Below are 15,546 nucleotides of genomic sequence, written 5' to 3'. Positions count from 1 at the left end.
GTGGGTCCCTCCTTGATCATGGTCATGCGTGACTCCTTTCTGGAGAGCGGGTGACGGCGGCCCGCGCCTTGTCGGCGTGGGCGTGTACGCGTGCGGGCGGGAGGGCCGGCGGGTGGCGGTCCGGGGGGCTTTCGCCTCGGCAGGGGCCGCAGACGCCGCCGGGCAGGGCCTTGGCGGGGTTGGGGAGGCCGCAGACGGTGCATTCGAGGGTGCGCAGAGGGGCGGGGCGCGTACCGGCCGGTTCCCAGGGCGGCGGGGGCGGCATTTTCTCGATGAGGCGGGCGCGGGTGAAGCCGCCCGCGTGCCGGATCGCGGGCGGCAGCCCGTCGGTGAGGGCGTGCAGGAACTGGGCGGGCGTCGCCCCGCGCGCGAACCACTCGGCGGCCAGCGCCTCCAGGGACGCGCAGTCGTTGGCGGAGAGCGTCAGGCGGGGTTCGGCGCGGCCGAGGGCGGCCAGGCTGTCGTACGCCTCGCTGCGCGTCGCCCGTTCGGGTTCGGTCCGGGGCGGTTCCGCGTCGGGTACGTTGCCCGCGCAAAAGGCCATCCACCACGCGTCGTCCCGTGCCGTACGGGAGAAGTATGTACGGGTCACCCAGCGCGGGCTGCCGTCCTCGCCCCAGTGGTGTTCGGCGACGCGGCGCAGGTGACCCGCCTCCGACAGGCGGCGCAGCGCCGTGCGCAGGGCGCATTGCCCGTAGTCCGGCAGCACTTTGGCCAGGGTCTTCACGGAGATGTCCGCCCCGTCCGGCAGCCGGTCGAGGTACGCGGCCACGGACGCCTCGCGGCGCGGCAGGTGCGCGAAGTCGTGGGCCGTACGGGTGAGTTGAGAGGGTGCGCTGCGCTTTCCGTAGCCCGGACTCGCCATGGGGTGTGGGGTCGGGGAGGAGGCGGCGTTAAAGTCTTCAGTAGCCATTGAGGTCGGTTTCCTTAGCCATTGACGATCTTGAGGGTCAGGCCCCGGGCGTGTGTTGCTAGCACCGGCCGGGGCCGTTTGTTGTCGCGAACGCTAAACCGCCGTAACACGCCGTGGCAAGTCGATCGCGATTAGTCATCTCGGCTGCCGCGCGCGGGAGTTGGGAGGGGGGTGGGTAAGTCCTCCCAGCCCTTCCTTGGAAAGAGCGCCCGAACCGCGGGGCTTGAGCTCCGGGGTGTCGGGCGCGGCTTTCGGGGCGGCGGCGTCAGGCGGGGCGTTCGGCCATGATGACCACGCTCGGCCCGCTGTGTTCGTTCGGCGGCAGCCGAAGCTCGGCGACCGGGCGCAGGCCGGCCTGCTCGATCAGTTCCGCGAATTGCTCCGGCAGCCACCTGTGCGTGGTCCAGCGGACGGGCACCCCTCCGTACGCCTCGGTGCGCACCATGTCCCCGTCGCCGACGTGCGTTCCCGTGATGAAGTGGCCGCCCGGCTTCAGTGCGCGCGCGAACATGGCCAGGACCTGCGGAAGGATCGCGCGCGGGAGGTTGAACAGCGACCACCACCCGAGCACGCCGCCGAGCGACGCCGCTTCGAGGTCGAGGTCGGTGACGGAGGAGACGCTGAAACGGCACTCCGGGTGGAGGCGGCGCGCGTTCTCGATCATGCGGGGGGAGAGGTCCACGCCGGATACGTCGATGCCGCGCTCCGCGAGATAGGCGGTCACCGTGCCGGGGCCGCAGCCGACGTCGAGTACGGGCCCGAGTCCGCGCACCGCGTCGGCGAAGACGTCGATCGACGCCTTGAGCCAGGGGTGGCGGCGGATGTCGCCCATTCCCGTGGTCGCCACCATGTGGGCGTAGTTGTCGGCCACCCGGTCGTACGAGTCGCGGACCGTGTCGAGGTCCGCCGGGCGGTCGATGGGGGGCTGCGGGTGTGTTTGCATCGGCTCACCCTAAAGTCGAGGCCGCCGCCAACCAGCCGGTGGGGGCGGTTGGTTGGGGTCCTTACGTGCCGTGGCCCGCCGTTCTTGAGCCCGTGGGGCTCAGGGGGCGGTGGGTGGTGCGGGGCGGGCCAGACGCCAGGTCACGTTGATGCCGCTGCCGGAGGGGGCTACGGGCGGGGGAGCGGGTTCCTGGCGGAGCTGGGTGAAGCCGAGGCGACGGGGGATGGCGGCGCTGGAGGCGTTGGCGGAGTCGTGGGTGATCTCCAGGTACTCGACCGCCGGCAGCGCGAACATCTCGGCGACCAGGGCCGCCGCCGCTCTCGTGGCGATGCCCTGGCCGGTGGCGGCGGGGTGCAGCCAGTAGCCCAGGCAGCGGCCCCGGGGCTCGGGCGCCCGGTAGCTCTGGCACATGCCGATGGGGGCGCCGTCCTTGGCGATCGCGTAGTTGTAGACCTCGCCCGTCGCCCACTTCGACTCGCAGTTCGCGAGGAGAGCGCGAGTGCTCTCCTCGCTGTGCCCGGCGACCCACGGCTCCCAGGGGCGCAGATGCTCCAAGGACTCCTCGATCAGCGTGAAGGCGGCGGCGAAGTCCTCCTGCGCCCGCCAGCAGCGCAGGGTGAAGTCCCCGCAATCGATGATCCGTCTGGGGCGCGCCATGGCGGTCATGATTGTTCGCGGTGCGCCAATCCGCAACCAGTTCGATCCGCAACCAGTTCGATCGGTGACGGGTTCGGCCCGGGGCGGGCTCGGTCCGGAACGGGTTCGGTCCGGGACGGGCTCTCGGTCCGGGGCCAGTTCGAGCCGGGGCCCGCCGCCCGGTGGCGGCGCCCCCCGGCTCAGCCTGGCGTCACGGTCGCGAAGACGCCGCGCGCCGCCATCCCGTTCGGCCAGGTCCATCCGGCGATGACGCACGCGGCCGACTCCTCGGAGGTCTCCGCCACCGCGAGGACGCGGTGGACGTGGACCTCGGCCCCGGCGGCTGCCTCGGCCCCGGCGTCCGGGCCGGCCCCGGTGCCGAGGGTGGTGCCGTGCACGGTGACGGTCGGGTCCGGGGTGTCGCTGACGCTCTGCTGCTGCGGCGTCGCCTCGCCGCGCAGGAGGGCGTGCAACTGGCCCATCAGCACCGGGTCGTGGACGCCGTCGTAGATCCAGCGGGTGCCGAGCACGCCGTGCTCGGAGGTGCCGATCAGCGCCTCGTCGGGCGCGCCCTCCAGCGGGGCGCCGCGGTAGCTGAGCGGCACCAGGTACGCCACCGGCTCCGGCCCGGCCGCGTCCACGGCGACCATGAACTCGATCCCGACCGCGCCCTCCGGGTCGTCCAGCCGGAACCCGCCCGCCCTGCTCAGGTCGGGCGCCTCCGCGCCGCCCGCGTACCAGCTCTGCCTCGGCAGCCAGTCGGTGAGCAGTTCGAGCTTGGTGGGCTTCATGGTGGTGCGGTAGACGGTCGCCATGCGAGCTCCCTCACGTCACGGTCCGGGCAGTCCTGCGACTCCCCTCTCGGTCGAATGAGATCAGACTTTCGGCCGCCCGGCATAGCGCAGGATGCGTTGGATGTCCCAGAGGTGGTGGTGCCCGTCGTGTGCGTTGTTGCGTGCCACGTCCTCGGCGCGCTGCGCGCCCCGCTCGGCGTGCCGCAGGACGGTCCCGGCGTCGAGCGCGGCGGTCACCGAACTCGCCCAGGCGTCCGCCGCGCGCTCCAGCGACCAGAGGGCCGCCGCCGGGGCGATCTGGTTGTACGAGCGTCCCTCGGCGACCAGGTCCGGGTCGTAGCCGGGCACGTCGACGGCCCCCGAGAGCCGGGCCCCGGCGAGCCGTTCGGCCCAGTTGCGCAGGTTGTCGGTGATGTGGCTGACGTAACCCGCGGGCGTCCACCCGAGGTCCGGGTGGCGCTCGTAGCCGGTGTGGCCCGCCAGCAGGCCGCGGCAGCGAGCGGGCAGTTCCGTCACGCTCCGGACGGCCTCGTGAGGGGTCAGCGACCACTCGAAGTCACAACCGGCACAGGGATTTCCGTACAGACTCGCGCCCCATTTCTCCATGGGCCGCCACCCTAGACCAGGCCGGGAACCGGTCTGGGCCTTGCCTGACCTGGCCCGGACCTCGCGGGGGCCAGGCCCGGACCTCGCGGGGGCCAAGCCCGGACCGGCCTGGATCTCGCCGGGGCGAGGCCCGAGCCTGCCCGGACCGGCCTGGACCTCCCCCGGCGCAGGCTCGGACCAGGCTCGGGCTTGCGCCGGGCCCTCGCCCGGCCTGCGCCGGGCCCTCGCCTAGACCGTCGCCGGTGCGCCCTCCGCTCCGGCGCCGGTCTGCCCAGCGCCGGTCTCTCCGGCGGTCTGCCCGGCGGCGGCCTGCCCGGCGGCGGCCTGCCCCGTGGTCTTCGCGGCGGCGGTCTGTCCAGTGGTCTGCGCGGCGGCCGAGGCCGGCGGGGCGTCGTCCGCCCCGGCCGGAGCGGTCGCGCCCGGCGCGCTTCCCGCCTTGGGCTCGTTCAGCTCCACGAGCATCTGCTTGCTGAAGCCGAAGAAGTACGTGGCCACGAACCCCACGACGTAACCGGCCACCAGCCCCGCCGCGTAGATCGCGACCGTGGTCCCGAGGCCGTGGTCGCCCTTGAGGAGGGGGAAGAGGGCCCAGCCGGAGGGGCCGATGGCGGTGGAGCCGACCGCGTCGCCGAGCTGGTTGAAGAGGCCGACGAAACCGCCGCCGAACGCGCCGCCGACGCACGCGGTGATGAAGGGGCGGCCCAGCGGGAGCGAGACGCCGTAGATGAGGGGTTCCCCGACGCCCAGGAAACCGGCGGGGAGAGCGGACTTGATGGTCTTGCGGATCGATTCGTTGCGCGGCAGCCGCAGGTAGACCGCGACGGCCGCGCCGACCTGGCCCGCGCCCGCCATGGCCAGGATGGGCAGCAGGACCGTGAACCCCTGCTGCTGGATGAGGGTGGTGTGGATGGGGATGAGGGCCTGGTGCAGGCCGAGCATCACCAGCGGGAGGAAGAGGCCGCCGAGCACGAAGCCCGCGCCCGCCCCGCCGTTGGCCAGCAGCCAGTTCGCGAAGTCGCCGATGGCCGTCGAGACCTCGCCCGCGACGAACATCAGGCCGAAGAGGGTGACCAGACCGGACACCAGCACCGTGAGGGTGGGCGTGACCAGCACGTCCAGGGCCTCCGGCACCCACCTTCGGCACTGCTTCTCCACGTATACGGCGAGCAGCGCCGCGCCCAGCGCGCCCAGCACGCCGCCCTGCCCCGGCGCGAGCTTCTGGCCGAACGCGCTGACGTTCTGCACGCCCGCGAAGACGATGATCGCCGCCACCGCCCCGCCGAGGATCGGCGTGCCGCCGAACTCCTTCGCCGTGTTGTAGCCGACGAACACCGCGATCAGCGACATGAACCCCGAGGCGATCGCCGTGAGCGCCGGGACGATACCGGGCAGCCAGCCCAGGTTGGCCAGCAGGCCGTTGATGCCCGCGACGATGCCGCAGCCGATGAGCGCCGGGATCAGCGGCACGAAGATGTTCGCGATCCGGCGGAGGAAGAGCTTGACCGGCGTGGCGTTACGGGCCTTCTGCCGCTGCTTGATCGCCGCGCCCTGCGCCGCCAGCTCGTCGGCCGTCGTCGGGCGGGGTCCGGGGGCGGAGCCCTCACCCGGAGCGGAGCCTTCGCCCGGAGCGGCGCCCTCGTCGGGAGCGGCGGCGGATGCCGGTTCGGCGGCCGATGTGGGCTTGGGGGCCGATGTGGGCTTGGCAGCCGACGCCGGAGCGGAGGCCGATGCCTGCCCGGCGGGCGGGGTCGCCTGATCGGCGGCCGTACGCTCCTCCGCCACCAGCGCCTCGAACTCCGGCGTGACCCTCGCAACCGTGCCCGGACCGAGCACGATCTGGTACGTGTCGTCGTCCACCACCCCCATCACCGCGGGCAGCGCCTTCAGCTCCTCCTCCCGCACCAGGGAACGGTCCCGGAGCGAGAGCCGGAGGCGGGTCATGCAGTGGGCGATGGTGTCGATGTTCTCGGCGCCGCCGACGAGCGGGAGGATCGCGGCGGCGGTGGCGCGGTTCTTGTCGTCTGTTGCCATGGTGCGGGTGCCTTGTTCTGGTGTGGGGCCCGCGCGATGGGCGCGCGGGGCCGGGCTGGGTTTCGGGGCCCGGGACGCCGGGCCGCCCGAGGGCCGTCAGGCCATCGACGCGTGCAGCGCCGCACGCAGATGGCCGCCGGATTCGGCGAGGAGGCGGGCGGCGGCGGGGCCGTCCACGCCGCCGAGGATGACGAGGATCGCGTTCTTCACCTCCCCGCCGGTCGCGGCCAGCGCCGCCTCGATCTCGGCGTCCGCGGCCCCGGTCGCCAGCGCGACGATGCGCCGCGAACGGGCCCGCAGCTTCTCGTTGGAGGCCCGCACGTCGACCATCAGGTTTCCGTAGGTCTTGCCGAGCCGGATCATCGTGATCGTCGAGAGCATGTTCAGGACGAGCTTCTGCGCCGTGCCCGCCTTCAACCGGGTCGAGCCGGTGAGGAGTTCGGGGCCGACGACGACCTCGATGCCGTGCTCGGAGGCGGCCGCGAGCGCCGAGTCGGGGTTGCAGGACAGCCCGATGGTGAGCGCCCCGGCCGCGCGGGCGTGCTCGACGGCCCCGATCGCGTACGGCGTGCGGCCCGAGGCGGAGATGCCGACCACGGTGTCCTCGGCGCGCAGGTCCAGCGCGTCGAGGTCGGCCGCCGCCAGCTCCTTGCTGTCCTCGGCCCCCTCGACGGCTGTGACCATCGCCGGCGGACCGCCCGCGATGAGGCCGACGACCTCGGTCGGGGCCGTGTTGAAGGTCGGCGGGCACTCGCTCGCGTCGAGGATGCCGAGCCGCCCCGCCGTGCCCGCGCCCGCGTAGACCAGCCGGCCGCCGCGGGCCATCCGCTCGGCGGTGGCGTCGATGGCGGCGGCGATGCGCGGCAGTTCGGCGGCCACGGCCGCGGGGACCGTCGCGTCCTCGCCGTTCATGATCTTCGCGATGTCGAGCGTGGGGAGCCGGTCGATCTCGGCCAGCTCGGGGCGGAACGCCTCGGTGGCGAGCGTGTCGAGCTGGGCCCGCAGCCGTGCGTAGTCAGCGGGGGGAGGGGTGACGGAGGGCGTCATGGCAGTGCGGCTCTTTCTCTGCTTCTCTGCTGGCGACATCTTTGGTACGGGCGTGGGGGGAGGGGCGTCGGTGGTGGGTGTCGGGTGTCGGTGGGCGGGTTACGGGCGGGGCGCTGTTGTCGCGTACGGGCCGGGCGGCGGTAGTGCTCGTACGGGCGGGCGGCGGTAGTGCTCGTACGGGCCCGGGGGCCGTGCCTCTCGTACGGACAGGGTGTCGGTACCGCTCGTACGGGCCCGGCTGCGGCGCGCCCCGATGCCGGCCGCCTCAGCGGCCCGCGCGTGGGTCGCGGCGGTGGGCCAGCGCCTCGTACGAGGCGGACAGCGCCGGCGCGGCCGTCTCGTACGTACGCTGCGCCACCCCTATGAACAGGCAGTCCACGACCAGGAGCTGGCTCGTACGGCTCGACATGGCGGCCGGGCGCAGCTCGCTCTCGCGCGCGGTGGAGGTGGTGAGGATGTGGTCCGCGTACTGCGCGATGTCCCCGTCGGGGCGGCCCGTGATCGCGACCGTGGTGGCCCCCTGGTCGAAGGCGGCGCGCAGCGGCTCTATGACGTCCGTCGTCCGCCCCGAGTGCGTGATGGCGATGGCGACGTCCCCGGCGCGCAACTGCACGGCGTTGGTGACCGCCAGGTGCGGGTCGGAGTGGGAGTGCGCGATGAGGCCGATGCGCAGCAGCTTCTGCACGAGGTCCTGGCCGACGAGGCTGGACGCCCCGATGCCGTACACATCGATGCGCCGCGCCCCGACGAGCGCCGCGATCGCGGACTCCAACTGCGTGGTGTCGAGCCCGGCGGCGGTGTCGGCGAGGCACTGCTGTTCCTCATGGGCGAGCTTGGCGACGACGTCGATGATGGAGTCGTCGACGGCGATGTCGGCGGTGACGGCCGGGGCGCGGCCGGCCGCCTGCTGCGCGGCGAGGGCGGCGAGCGCCAGCCGCAGATCGCGGTAGCCGGGATAGCCGAGCGTGCGGGCCGTCCGGACGACCGTGGCCTCACTCGTGCCCGTGCGCTCCGCGAGGGCGGTGACGGTGAGCGCGGCGCAGCCGGCCGGGTCCTGGGCCACGGCCTCGGCGACGCGCTGCATGGAGCGGGTCATGGAGGGCCCGAGCGTGCGGACCCTGGCCGCCAGGGTCGCCGGGGGTGGCGGCGTGGAACCGGCTGCTGCGAAAGTTTCCTTCAGTTCACTGCTCACCATTGAAAGATATTTTCAGGGCGGGGCCCCGTCAACCCCCTGTGGACAGCGCGACGAAGGGGACTTTCGCCCCGGGTGAGGCGTCCGCGCGACAATGGAAGGCATGGAGCTCGAACAGTCATTGCACACGGCGCGGGCGCTCATCCTCGCCGACCTGGTGGCCGGTGAGGTCGCCGAGGCCGACGTCGTATCGCTCGTGGAGGACGCCGTCGCGCACCGCCGGTGGTGGGTCGAGCAGTGGCCGCAGGGCGCCGAGTTCGTGGCCGGGCTCGTCGCCCAGGACGTACAGGACGCGCTGCTGGAGCGGTACGGGCGGTGGCCGCTGTGCCCGGTCTGCGTGGGAGACGGCAGCCCGCACGCGCTGGACGTGGAGCCCGAGCTGGGCCCGGACCCGCACTGGGTCTGCGGCAAGGTCGGGGTGGTCGTCGCGCCCGTCGGACGGCTGGGGCGGGGCCCCGCCGACGAGCCGGGCGGCGGGCCCTCGTGACCGTGTACCTCGACCCGCCGACCTGGCCGGGGCACGGGCGGCTGTGGTCGCACCTGGTCAGCGACGTGTCGTACGACGAACTGCACGCCTTCGCGGCGGGCATAGGGTGCCCGCCGCGCGCCTTCGACCGGGACCACTACGACCTGCCGTCGACGCGGTACGCGGACGCCGTACGGGCCGGGGCCGTGGAGGTCGGCAGCAAGGAACTGGTGCGGCGGTTGACGGCAGCGGGGCTGCGGCGGGCCAAGGGCCGGGGATGAAACGCGATCCCCGGCCCGTGGCCGTAAGCCCCTGCGCGTAAGCCCGGGCCCCTGCGCGTAAAGCGGCGGGTCCGCCTCAGCGGCGGGTCCGCCTCAGCGGCGGGACCGTCTCAGCGGCGGGTCCGTCTCAGTCGGTCGTGGCGGTCGTGGCGCAGGCCGGCTTCTCCAGCGAGTCCTTCTCCAGTGAGGGCGCCGCGTGCGCCGAGTCCGCGGAGGAGGCGACCAGCCGGGACGACGAGGTGCCCGCGGCGCTCGCGCGGTGCAGGCGCGAGGCGACGGCCGTCGTGGCCACGGCGCCCGCCGCGAGCGCCGCGCCCGTCCAGGCCACCGCCGGGTATCCCCAGCCCGCGCCGATGACGAGGCCGCCGAGCCAGGGGCCGAGCGTGTTGCCGATGTTGAAGGCGGAGGTGGTGGTCGCGCCCGCGAGCGTCGGCGCGGCGGCGGCGACGTTGAACATCCGGGCGTTGAGCGCGGGCGCGGTCGTGAAGGCGGAGACGCCGAGCATCAGGGCCAGTACGACGGCGGCCGGGGCGCTGTGCGCCGTCAGGGCCAGGATCGCGAGGACGACGGTGGAGGCGGTGATGCCCGCGTACATCGTGCCGAAGAGGTGCGCGTCGGCGACCCGGCCGCCGACGGCGGTGCCGATCAGCGCGCCGACGCCGAAGAGCGCCAGCACCATCGGGACAAGGCTCTCCTTCATCCCGGCGGTCTCGGTGAGCAGCGGCGCGAGGTAGGAGAAGAGGCAGAAGACGGCCGCGCCGTTGAGCGCGGTGGCGGTGAGCGCGAGCCACACCTGGCGGTCGCGGTAGATGGACAGCTCGGTACGGAGCCGGGGCGCGTCGGCGCCCGTGGCGGGCTTGGTGCGGGGTACGAGCGCGGTCACGCCGATGAGCCCGAGCAGCGACAGACCGGCCACGGCCCAGAACGCCGCGCGCCAGCCGGCGTGCTGTCCGAGGAACGCGCCCGCCGGCACGCCGGCGATGTTCGCGATCGACAATCCGCCGACCATCACGGCCATGGCGCGCGCCCGCGCGGTGACCGGCACCAGCGACACGGCGACGGCCGCGCCCACCGCCCAGAAACCGGCGCAGGCCAGCGCGCTCACGACGCGGGAGACGAAGAGCACCGCGTACGAGGGGGCCAGCGCGCCGACGACCTGGCCCAGGCCGAATATGGCGAGCAGGGCGATCAGGGTGGTGCGGCGCGGGAGCCGCAGCGTGGCCGCCGCCAGTACGGGGGCGCCCACGACCATGCCGATCGCGAAGGCGGAGACGAGGAGACCGGCCTGCGGAATCGATACGCCCATGTCGCGTGCCAGGGGCTGGAGCAGCCCCGAGAGCATGAATTCAGAGGTTCCGAGTGCGAAGACGGACAGCCCGAGCACGTAGACGGCGACGGGCATGCGGGACGTAGGGGTGTTGGGCAGGGCATTGGGCATATTGGGAGCCAGCGTCGCCTATGGGGCGGAGTATTCCCGTGGGGTGGATGAGCCTCTGCGGGGGCGGTGCGGCGCTCCGGTTCGGCCTCAGCGCGCCGACAGCAGCTCCAGTTCCGTGGCCATGTTGCGGCGGGCCGTGTGCTCCCAGCGGTCGTACCCCTGGGGCGTACGGAACAGGCGCTCCAGCGCGAGCAGGCGGCGCAGGACGTGCGCGCGCCCCTCGCGGAACGCGTCGTCCGGGACGAAGCCGTACTCCGCGCGTACCGCCGCCGCGTACGCCGCGTACTCCTGCGGCGCGCCCGCCAGCACCGCGAGGTTCGCGTCGCACAGGACCGCGCCGTTGCGGTCGTCGGGCTCCGGGGCGTGGGTGGCGGTGAGCCGTACGAGCCGGGCGACCTCGGCCGTACGGGCCGCGTCGAAGCCGAGTTCCGGGAGGGCGCGCTCGGCGAGACGGGCGCTGCGCTCCTCGTTCTCGGAGCGGTCGGGGCGGTAGACGGCGTCGTGGAACCAGGCGGCGAGGGCCACGGTCGCGGGGTTCTCGGCGTGGGCGGACAGCTCGTCGACGCGGTCGAGGACGACGGCGAGGTGGGCGGTGGTGTGGTAGCGGCGCTGCGGTTCGGCCCAACGGGTGAGGAGGTTCTCGCCGTACGGGCGGGGGTCGGGGCCCTCGGCGTCGCCGCGCGCCGAGGCGACCAGGTCGGACCAGCGCGCGAGCAGCGCGGGGGAGGGGCCGGGCGGGTGCTCGGTGGAGGCAGCCATGAGCCAATTGTGGGGTACAGCTTTCGCTGGTGGTCGCGGTTGTGGCACGCTGTGCTACATGTCTAGACCAATGCTTGAGGTGATCGCCCTCAGTACGGAGGACGCGATCGCGGCCGAGGCCGGAGGGGCGGACCGCCTCGAACTGGTCGCTGACATGGCTGCCGACGGCCTGACCCCCGCCCGCGAGACCTTCGCCGCCGTGCGCGCCGCCGTGTCCCTGCGGGTGCGCGTGATGCTGCGCGCCACGGACGGCTTCTCGGCCGGCGACGCGGCGGCGCTCGACGCGCTCTGCGGCGCGGCGCGGGCGCTGCGCGAGGAGGGGGCCGAGGAGTTCGTCCTCGGCTTCCTCACGCCGGACGGGCGGGCGGACCTGGCGGCGGTGGACGCCCTCGCCGAGGCGATGGGGCCGGCGGCCCGCTGGACGTTCCACCGGGCCGTGGACCGGGCCGCCGACCGCGACGCCCTGCGCAAACAACTCGCCGACCAGCCCGGCCTGGACACCTACCTCACGGCCGGCTCCCCGACGGGCGTCGGCGACGGCCTCGAAACCCTCCTCGCCGAACAGGCCCGCCACGCCGCCGGCGACCCCGGCTACGAACCCCAGATGCTCGTCGGCGGCGGCCTCCGCCTCGAACACGTCCCCACCCTCCGCGCCGCCGGCGTAGACGCCTTCCACATCGGCGTCGCGTCACGCCCCGCCGGCTGGGAAGCCCCGGTCGACGCCGACGCGGTACGCCTCTGGCGCCGGGCGCTGGACGCTTAGTCTCCACGGCTTTGCGGGGCCCGCCGGCCGGCTTGGTGCGGGCCGGTGGGCCCGGCCCTTCCTGTGCCCTCAAGCGCCGGGCGGGCTGATTTGGCTCCGCGGGTCGGTTTGGTGCGGGCTGGTGGTCCCGGCCGTTCCTGTGCCCTCAAGCGCCCCCAGCTACCGCTGGGGGTGGGCCGGGTGGGCTCCGGTGGGCTCCCCCGCGGGCCACCGGAGCCGGGTCCCGGCCGTGTTGTGCCATTCCTTCTTCGGCCCGGTGCTTCGTACGCTAAGACCTCCACCGCACGGGAGAATCAAGGGGGTGTGATGAGCATCACTTGGTCGATTGGGGAGTTGGCTGCCCGGGCGGGGCTGTCGGTGAAGACCATCCGGTACTACTCCGACATCGGCCTGCTGCCGACGGCCCGGCGCAGCGACGGGGGCCACCGCCGCTACCCGCCGAGGGCGTTGGAGCAGTTGCGGCTGGTACGGCACCTGCGCGCGCTGGACATCCCGATCGCGGCCATCGCCGGGGTCGCGGCCGGGGACCGCGCCTTCGACGACGTGGTGGCGGAACAACTGGCCGGCACCCGGGCTCAGATGACCGAACTCCGCTGGCGCGAGGCCGCGTTGCAGGCGGTCGAAGAGGGGACCGGCCCCGAGCGGCTGCGCCGGCTGCACCTGTTGGCGCGAGTCCAACGCCTGCCGGAAGCCGCCGCGGACTTCGCGCGGGCGTGGGAGCGCGTCGTGCCCGCGTCCGTACCCGCCCGCCTGACCGACGCCATCACCGCGCAGGCCGTTCCCGAACCGCCCCGCGCCCCCACGCCAGAGACCGTGCTGGCCTACGCGGAGCTGCACACCCTCGTAGTGGAGCCGGCGTTCCTGTCCTACTGGGCCGCGCCCTATGTGCGGGACAAGGCATCGCTGTACGCGGCGCTCATCGAGGCGTCCGAAGGCGCCGCCCCCGTTGTCGCGGCGGGCCGCGCGCCGCACAGGTGCGAGGCGTTGAGCATCTTCTCCGGCGCCTGTGCCCGCGGCCGCGGCGCGGAGAACACCCCCGCGTTCCGCGCTTCCGTGGCGGCGGAGTTCCGCACCACCATTCCCATGTTCCGCCGCTACTGGCAGCACCTGAAGACCATCACCACGGACGCCGAGCCCACCCTCGGAGCGGCGCACTGCTGGCTCGTGGAAGCCCTCATCGCGGAGCACGGCCCCGCACGCTGAAGAATTCCGTCCTTTCGGCGCGGCGCCGCCCCCGGCCCCAGCTCACAGTCCTGCTCAGATCGCCGCCAACTGCTCCGGCAGTGGGGCCGAGTGGAGGACTGTCAGGCCCGATACGGCTCGGGTCAGGGAGACGTACAGGCGGCGGAGGCCGGTGCGTTGGTCGGGTTCGGCGTTGATGATGGCGGTGGGTTCGTCGAGGACCACGTAGTCGTATTCGAGGCCCTTGGCGAGGGTGGCGGGGACGAGGGTTAGGCGGGCCTCGGGGGTGGTTTCGTCGCCGGGGGCAAGGGGGGTCAGGCCGGCCAGGGTCAGGGCCTCGGTCAGGGCCGGGAGGCGGGAGTCGGCGGCGATGAGGCCGATGGAGCCCTCCTTGGCGAGCGCTTCGCGGCAGGCGGTGACGACGGAGGCGTCCAGGTCGTCGGGGGCCACGGCCCGTACCGCGAAGTCGCCCGCCGCCTCGCGGATGGAGGTGGCCTCGGCCAGCCCCGGCGCGATGGCGGGGAGCAGCCGCGAGGCGTACGCGATGACCTGGCGCGGCACGCGGAAGCCCTGGGTCAGCTCTTCGACCGTCGCGTCCGGCTTGCCGAGGTGCGTCAGCGCCTCCTCCCAACTGTTCGTCGCCCACGGCGTGGTGCCCTGCGCCAGGTCGCCGAGGATCGTCGCGGAGCCCGTCGTGCAGCGCCGCCCCACCGCGCGGTACTGCATGGGGGACAGGTCCTGCGCCTCGTCGAGTACGACATGCCCGAGCGAGTGCGTACGGGCGATGAGGTCCTGCGCCTCGTCGATCAGCACGGCGTCCGCGGCGGACCACTTGGCGGACTTCACGCCGCGCGCGGGCTTCGCCCACAGGATCTCCTTCTGCTCCTCCGGGGTGAGCACCCCCTCCGCGTGCTCCGCCAGGAACTCCGCGTCGCCCAGCAGCCGCAGCACCAGCTTCGCGGGGTCGACCGGCGGCCAGACCGCCTTGACCGCGGCCTTCACGGCGGCGTTGCGCGCCACGGAGTCCTGCACCCGGTCGTCGGGGGCCTCGCCGGCCTCCTCCATCCGTACGAGCACGGCGTGCGCGATGCGCCGCGGAAGGGCCTCGCGGGCGGCCCCGTACCGGATGTCGCGCGCCAGCAGCTCCTGGACCATCTCCTCCACCTCGTACGCCGGTACGCGCCAGCGCCGCGAGCCGCGGACGACGACCACCGCCTCCGTCGGCATCGTCACCCCGGAGCGCACCGCCCGCCGCAGCACCTCGGCCATGCGCGCGTCGCCCTTGATACGGGCCGCCGTCGCCGGGTCCGTACCGCGCACCTCCACGTGGGCGACCAGATCGTCCACCGTCGCCTGCGCGACGTTGAGTTCGCCGAGCGCCGGGAGCACCTGCTCGATGTAGTGGAGGAAGGACCGGTTCGGGCCGATGACGAGAGTGCCGGAACGGGCGAGCCGGTCGCGGTGCGCGTACAGGAGGTACGCGACGCGGTGCAGGCCGACGGCGGTCTTCCCGGTGCCGGGCGCGCCCTGCACGCACACGGTGCCGCCGATCCCCGCTCGTACGATCTCGTCCTGCTCCGGCTGGATCGTCGCGACGATGTCCCGCATCGGCCCGACGCGCGGCCGCTCGATCTCGCTCTGGAGCAGCTTGCTGGCCTGCTCGGCCTCCGTGCGGTCGGTGAGGTGCTCGTCCTCGTACGCCGTCAGCTCGCCGCCCGTGTAGCCGAAGCGCCGGCGCAGCCGCACATCCAGCGGGTTCTTCTTCGACGCCTGGTAGAAGGGCTGGGAGACGGGCGCGCGCCAGTCGATGACCATCGGGTCGCCGTCCGCGTCGTGGACGTGCCGGCGGCCGATGTAGAACTGCTCGCCCTCCGCCCCCTCGGCCAGCTCCGTGCCGGGCGCGTGCCCGTAGTCCAGGCGGCCGAAGAACAGCGGCGTGTGGGCCAGGTCGGCCAGCGCCTTGATCCGGTCCTCGATCTGGTTCTGGAGCACTTCGGCGTTGACCCAGTTCGCCGTGACGTCCTTGATGTCGAGGGACTCGACGTCCGCGCGCATGGCCCGCAGCGCGGCGCGGGACGCGGTGAGGTGGGCCCGTTCCCGGTCCAGCGGGTTGGTCTCCGGGGTCTGGGCCTGGGCCTGGTCGGTCTCCGAGGCCGGGTCCAGACCCAGCTCCGGGTCCGGGGCCGGTACCTGGGTCTCTGCCGAGTTCTGCCCCTGGGCGTGCGAGAGCACGGTGCTGCCTCCGTCTATGAGTGGGTAGCGAGCGAGATACCGGCCGGTTTCCGTCCGGACGGAGGCGCTCCCGGCGGCTCGATGGCGTGGGAGGCGGGAAGTCGGCGATTGTAGTCAGCACTCATGCCGGGCGCTAATGGTTTTATGGCCCGGCGATCGCGGCGCCCCCCACGGCCCCGGGCCCGTACTCAGGGGCGCCGTCCCTCTCCCGTAGGGGTGGGCATGGGCCTGGAGTCGTACGGCCGCGCCGCCGGGGTTACACC

15 protein-coding genes are annotated in these 15,546 nt (G+C 73.6%); 4 read left to right on the top strand and 11 right to left on the bottom strand.

Annotation, left to right across the window (positions count from 1 at the left end):
- Window positions 1-22: 22 nt before the first annotated feature.
- The 8 genes from IF55_RS10470 to IF55_RS10435 all read right to left on the bottom strand — a co-directional run bounded on the left by IF55_RS10470 (window position 23) and on the right by IF55_RS10435 (window position 8,162).
- On the bottom strand, window positions 23-913 hold the full coding sequence (locus IF55_RS10470; protein WP_245661142.1) for a hypothetical protein: 891 nt from the start codon (window positions 911-913) through the stop codon (window positions 23-25).
- A 265-nt stretch (window positions 914-1,178) separates the two neighbouring features.
- A complete protein-coding gene (locus IF55_RS10465) occupies window positions 1,179-1,856 on the bottom strand; it encodes a class I SAM-dependent DNA methyltransferase (protein ID WP_030881170.1) in 678 nt (225 codons plus the stop codon).
- Window positions 1,857-1,955: 99 nt separating this feature from the next.
- Window positions 1,956-2,513, bottom strand: coding sequence for a GNAT family N-acetyltransferase (locus IF55_RS10460; RefSeq protein ID WP_037964303.1), 558 nt, complete (start codon window positions 2,511-2,513; stop codon window positions 1,956-1,958).
- 179 nt (window positions 2,514-2,692) lie between these two features.
- Window positions 2,693-3,307, bottom strand: coding sequence for a maltokinase N-terminal cap-like domain-containing protein (locus tag IF55_RS10455; protein ID WP_030881164.1), 615 nt, complete (start codon window positions 3,305-3,307; stop codon window positions 2,693-2,695).
- Window positions 3,308-3,367: 60 nt separating this feature from the next.
- The gene (locus IF55_RS10450; RefSeq protein WP_030881161.1) at window positions 3,368-3,802 is read right to left on the bottom strand and encodes a DinB family protein; all 435 of its coding nucleotides are present in this window, start codon (window positions 3,800-3,802) and stop codon (window positions 3,368-3,370) included.
- A 318-nt stretch (window positions 3,803-4,120) separates the two neighbouring features.
- Entirely contained in the window at window positions 4,121-5,923 is a 1,803-nt protein-coding gene (locus IF55_RS10445; RefSeq protein ID WP_078644082.1) for a PTS transporter subunit EIIC, read from the bottom strand.
- Window positions 5,924-6,019: 96 nt separating this feature from the next.
- Window positions 6,020-6,970 (bottom strand): N-acetylmuramic acid 6-phosphate etherase, encoded by a 951-nt coding sequence (murQ, locus tag IF55_RS10440; protein WP_030881155.1) that lies wholly within the window; start codon window positions 6,968-6,970, stop codon window positions 6,020-6,022.
- A 265-nt stretch (window positions 6,971-7,235) separates the two neighbouring features.
- Window positions 7,236-8,162 (bottom strand): MurR/RpiR family transcriptional regulator, encoded by a 927-nt coding sequence (locus IF55_RS10435; RefSeq protein WP_078644132.1) that lies wholly within the window; start codon window positions 8,160-8,162, stop codon window positions 7,236-7,238.
- Between the two features lie 94 nt (window positions 8,163-8,256).
- Here IF55_RS10435 and IF55_RS10430 point away from each other — a divergent pair, with 94 nt between their 5' ends.
- Together IF55_RS10430 and IF55_RS10425 are read left to right on the top strand one after the other, a co-directional pair.
- Window positions 8,257-8,649 (top strand): hypothetical protein, encoded by a 393-nt coding sequence (locus IF55_RS10430; RefSeq protein ID WP_048831846.1) that lies wholly within the window; start codon window positions 8,257-8,259, stop codon window positions 8,647-8,649.
- A complete protein-coding gene (locus IF55_RS10425) occupies window positions 8,646-8,909 on the top strand; it encodes a DUF4031 domain-containing protein (protein WP_030881149.1) in 264 nt (87 codons plus the stop codon). Before IF55_RS10430 ends, IF55_RS10425 begins: the two co-directional genes overlap by 4 nt.
- Window positions 8,910-9,036: 127 nt before the next feature.
- Here IF55_RS10425 and IF55_RS10420 read toward each other — a convergent pair whose 3' ends face one another.
- Together IF55_RS10420 and IF55_RS10415 are read right to left on the bottom strand one after the other, a co-directional pair.
- A complete protein-coding gene (locus tag IF55_RS10420; RefSeq protein ID WP_106980363.1) occupies window positions 9,037-10,311 on the bottom strand; it encodes a Cmx/CmrA family chloramphenicol efflux MFS transporter in 1,275 nt (424 codons plus the stop codon).
- Window positions 10,312-10,434: 123 nt separating this feature from the next.
- Window positions 10,435-11,106, bottom strand: coding sequence for an HD domain-containing protein (locus tag IF55_RS10415; protein ID WP_030881144.1), 672 nt, complete (start codon window positions 11,104-11,106; stop codon window positions 10,435-10,437).
- 58 nt (window positions 11,107-11,164) lie between these two features.
- Here IF55_RS10415 and IF55_RS10410 point away from each other — a divergent pair, with 58 nt between their 5' ends.
- Both IF55_RS10410 and IF55_RS10405 read left to right on the top strand, forming a co-directional pair.
- Window positions 11,165-11,869, top strand: a complete 705-nt coding sequence (locus tag IF55_RS10410; protein WP_030881142.1) for a copper homeostasis protein CutC — start codon at window positions 11,165-11,167, stop codon at window positions 11,867-11,869.
- A 306-nt stretch (window positions 11,870-12,175) separates the two neighbouring features.
- The gene (locus tag IF55_RS10405) at window positions 12,176-13,072 is read left to right on the top strand and encodes a helix-turn-helix domain-containing protein (protein WP_030881140.1); all 897 of its coding nucleotides are present in this window, start codon (window positions 12,176-12,178) and stop codon (window positions 13,070-13,072) included.
- A gap of 54 nt (window positions 13,073-13,126) precedes the next feature.
- Here IF55_RS10405 and IF55_RS10400 read toward each other — a convergent pair whose 3' ends face one another.
- A complete protein-coding gene (locus tag IF55_RS10400) occupies window positions 13,127-15,220 on the bottom strand; it encodes a HelD family protein (RefSeq protein ID WP_398244880.1) in 2,094 nt (697 codons plus the stop codon).
- Window positions 15,221-15,546 lie beyond the last annotated feature (326 nt).

The organism is Streptomyces varsoviensis, from assembly GCF_000718635.1.
Classification (GTDB): domain Bacteria; phylum Actinomycetota; class Actinomycetes; order Streptomycetales; family Streptomycetaceae; genus Streptomyces; species Streptomyces varsoviensis.
The sequence above is the reverse complement of the archived record's forward strand: the minus strand, read 5'-3'. Positions and strand labels throughout refer to the sequence as shown.